General features: G+C 68.2%; 3 protein-coding genes and 1 pseudogene. 1 reads left to right on the plus strand and 3 read right to left on the minus strand.

Annotated features, from left to right (window positions below; all coding sequences use genetic code 11):
* Nucleotides 1-108 precede the first annotated feature (108 nt).
* Complete coding sequence (locus ACLP25_RS26460; protein ID WP_442472091.1) at nucleotides 109-1221, plus strand: CaiB/BaiF CoA transferase family protein; 1113 nt, start codon at nucleotides 109-111, stop codon at nucleotides 1219-1221.
* Between the two features lie 62 nt (nucleotides 1222-1283).
* On the opposite strand, the gene ACLP25_RS26465 is transcribed toward ACLP25_RS26460, so the two are convergent.
* The 3 genes and pseudogenes from ACLP25_RS26465 to ACLP25_RS26475 all read right to left on the minus strand — a co-directional run.
* The gene (locus tag ACLP25_RS26465; RefSeq protein WP_442472092.1) at nucleotides 1284-2126 is read right to left on the minus strand and encodes an FAS1-like dehydratase domain-containing protein; all 843 of its coding nucleotides are present in this window, start codon (nucleotides 2124-2126) and stop codon (nucleotides 1284-1286) included.
* Nucleotides 2123-3457: an MmgE/PrpD family protein gene (locus ACLP25_RS26470; protein ID WP_442472093.1), complete on the minus strand. Its 1335-nt coding sequence runs from the start codon at nucleotides 3455-3457 to the stop codon at nucleotides 2123-2125. Before ACLP25_RS26470 ends, ACLP25_RS26465 begins: the two co-directional genes overlap by 4 nt.
* Nucleotides 3458-3466: 9 nt before the next feature.
* Nucleotides 3467-3555, minus strand: a pseudogene (locus ACLP25_RS26475) (acyl-CoA dehydrogenase family protein); the annotation flags it as partial.

A 3555-nucleotide genomic window follows, 5' to 3' on the forward strand; every position in this document is an offset into this window, starting at 1 on the left:
CTTCCTGCCCCTCGCTAGAATTTGCCGCTCTAGCAATTAGAACAACGTCATATTACGGCCGGCGGCCCGCATTGGCTATCGTTTCCCGGAACAGGGAAGGGAGTCGACATGGCGGATCTGGATGGCGTTCTCATCGTCGCGCTCGAGCAGGCGGTCGCGGCCCCCTTTGCCTCGAGCCGACTCGCGGACGCGGGCGCGCGGGTCATCAAGATCGAGCGGCCCGAAGGGGATTTCGCCCGGGAATACGATCATCTGGTCAAGGGCGAGAGCGCTTATTTCGTCTGGCTGAACCGCGGTAAGGAGTCGATCCGGCTCGACCTCAAGCGCGGCGAGGATCTCTTGCTGGTCGAGGCGATGGCGGAAAGGGCGGACGTCTTCATCCAGAACCTGGCGCCGGGCGCCGCCGCGCGGCTCGGGCTCGGGGCCGAGGCGCTCACCAAACGCTTCCCGAGACTTATCTACTGCTCGATCTCCGGCTACGGCGAAGACGGCCCCTATCGCGATCACAAGGCCTACGACCTCTTGATTCAGGGCGAGAGCGGCCTTTTGGCTATCAATGGCACACCGGCGGAGGCCGCCCGCGTCGGCATCTCGGTCTGCGACATCGCCGCGGGCGACGCGGCTTACGGCTCCATCATGCAGGCGCTCTACGCCCGCGAGCGCACGGGCCGCGGTCGCGCCATCGAGGTCTCGCTCTTTCATACGCTGGCCGACTGGATGAACGTTCCGTACCTGCAAGCGCGATATGGCGGAAAGCCGCCGCAGCGGGTGGGAGTCAAGCATCCGACCATCGCGCCCTACGGCGCCTTCGTCTGCGCCGACGGTAAGGAAGTGATCCTGTCGATCCAGAACGAGCGGGAATGGGCGCGCCTGTGCGCCGATGTGCTCGGCGATGCGACGATCGCCGCCGATCCGCGGTTCGACTCCAATCGCAACCGAGTCGCGAACCGCCTGGCGCTCGATCCGATCGTAGCCATGGAGAAGCTGGAGGCCGCGGGCATCGCCAATGGCGCATTGAACGAGCTCGACGACCTGATCGTCCATCCGGAGCGACGCACGGTCACGGTGGCGACTCCGCACGGCGAGGTCGAGCTCTTGTCTCCGGGGGCGCGCATCGCCGGCGAACCGGTCGGGCCCCTGCGTCCGGTGCCGGCGCTCGGCGAGCACGACGAGGCGGTGCGGCGCGAGTTCGGACCGCACGTCACGGGCGCTGCGGAATGAGGCGCCCGCCTCCAAGCGATCGCGACGTTTTCAGACGTTGCGGCTTCTTCGCCCGCCGCCGATCAGGCGTCCGTCGCGGTTCCGCTCATGGCGACCACGCCGTCGGTTGAAACGACCCGCGTCGCCAAGCCGCCCTCGGGCGCGGCGAAAGCCTCGACACGGAACGGATGTCCGGCGATGAGCGGCGAGAGGCCCCGATAGCGGAAGGTCTTCGGTGGCCGGCCAAGCGCCTGCGCGGCGGCGTTGAGCATGAGCGTTGCCTGCATCGGCCCGTGGACGACGAGACCAGCATAGCCTTCAACGTGGGTGGCATAAGGGAAGTCGTAGTGGATTCGGTGGCCGTTGAAGGTCATCGCCGAATAGCGGAAGAGCAGTGTCGGCGTCGCCTCGACTGTGAACGCCGCAAGCGGATCGGCGGGCGAGGCCGGTGTGGGCTTGCCCGACTCGCCTGAGGGCGCGCGGTAGACAATGTCCTGACGCTCGTCGAGCACCTTACACCCGGCAATCGCATAGACGTGCCGCACGGCGACGAAGGCGAGCGGGCCGGTCGCTCCGGTCTTGAAAACGACGCTCTCGATTGTGCTGGTTTTCTTCACTGCGTCGCCTATGGCGAACAATCCCTCGAATTTCAGCTCTCCGCCCGCCCACATGCGTCGCGGGAAAGGCAGCGGCGGCAGATAGAGGCCGAGTCGGGGGTGGGCGTCCTGGCCGAGGTTGATCGGCGGCTCGATGTCCGGCGCGAGCGTCCAGAAGAGGCCGAGCGGCGCCCCGGGAAGCGACGGGAGGTTCGGCGCGAAGGTCGCCGTGAACTCGGCGCCGAGGCGCGTCGTCAGCGTGTCAGTCCGCTCGTACGAGCGGCCGACCCAATCCTCGAACGAGACCCCGTCCGGCGAAATCGCGCTCATGTCCCCGCCCTCAGATTGCGCGCCAGACGCGACGCCGACATCGACTCCAACTCGGCGACATCGCGCCACAGCGCTTCGGCCGCCTCGCGGCCGACGAGCGCTGTGGCCTTGTCGCGCAGGCGGCGCTGCAAGACATCGGCCGGCAGCCGCTCGGCGAGGTCGAACCGCGCCATCACCGCAGGCGCGTCGCCGCGCTCGATCCGAACAACGGCGCCGGTGTCGCCGATCGCCTCGTCGCCAGTCACCGCCACTTTTGGCAAAAACGCCACGAGCGCCGCGTCTCGGCACAGTTCGTCGGCGTAGACGGCGTCGGACGCGGTGTCGACCTCGCTAAGGGTCATCGCCGTCACCATGGCGTAGCTGAATTTCGCCTCGAGCCCGGTTCGCGGCTGCTTGATGTCGCAGACCTTCAGCCAGCGCGGGTTGACGCGGATGTCGACCGCTGCCACGGCGGCAGGATCGAGCCCATGCGTCCGCTGCGCCTGACGCAGCGCCTCGATCGTCGCGTGAAGGCCGTGGCAGCAGGCGTGCAGCTTGTGCTTGACGTCCTCGAACAGGAAGGTTGCAGGGGGAGGCGACGCCCAGGCGGCGTCCTCGAAGGCGACGTCGACGTGAGCGTCGATGAAGCCCTGCGGTCCGCCGACGCCGTCGTCGCAGGAGATGAAGGCCCGCTTCGCGAGCTCCGCGGCCTCGACGCCGTTCGAGGCCGCGATCCCGGCGTTGAACGGCTTGCCCATCGAGCCGAACTGCGACTTGAGGCCCGACGCGCGCGTCGCGACCAAGCTCAGCGCGTTGCGGGCCTCGTCGCGGGTGAGCCCGATAACCCGGGCGGCCGCGACGGTCGCGCCGAAGGCGCCGGCCGTCGCAGTCTGATGGAACCCTCGATCGTAGTGCGGACGCCCCAGAACCATGCCGACGCGAATCGACGCCTCGGCCCCGATCAGGAGCGCGTCGAGCACGGCCGCGGCCGGCGCGTCGAGCGCCTCCGCGACGGCGAGCGCCGCCGGCAGGATCGCGACTGATGGATGCCCGACATGGGCGAAATGGGTATCATCGTAATCGAGCGCGTGCGAGGCGGTGCCGTTCGCGAGCGCCGCGGCGCGGGCCGGGACCTTCTTGTTCAATCCCACGACGGACGCGGCTTCCCGGCCCCCCTCGTCGGCGACAAGGTCGCGCACGATTCGGGCGACGGGCTCATCCTCGCCGGCGCGCGTCACCGCGAGCCAGTCGTAGAGCGAAAGGTGCGCAATCGCGCGTGCGGAGACGGGAATGGCCTCAGAAGGGATCGCCGCTATGTCCAAAAGGCCATTGAGAGTGCGGGGCGCGAGCATGGCGTGTCCTCAGGCGTAGGATTTGGGCAGGCCGAGCGCGCGCTCGGCGAGGAAGCAGAGGATCAGGTTGGTCGAGATCGGCGCGACCTGGTAGAGCC

The organism is Roseiarcus sp. (assembly GCF_052145395.1).
Lineage (GTDB): Bacteria > Pseudomonadota > Alphaproteobacteria > Rhizobiales > Beijerinckiaceae > Roseiarcus.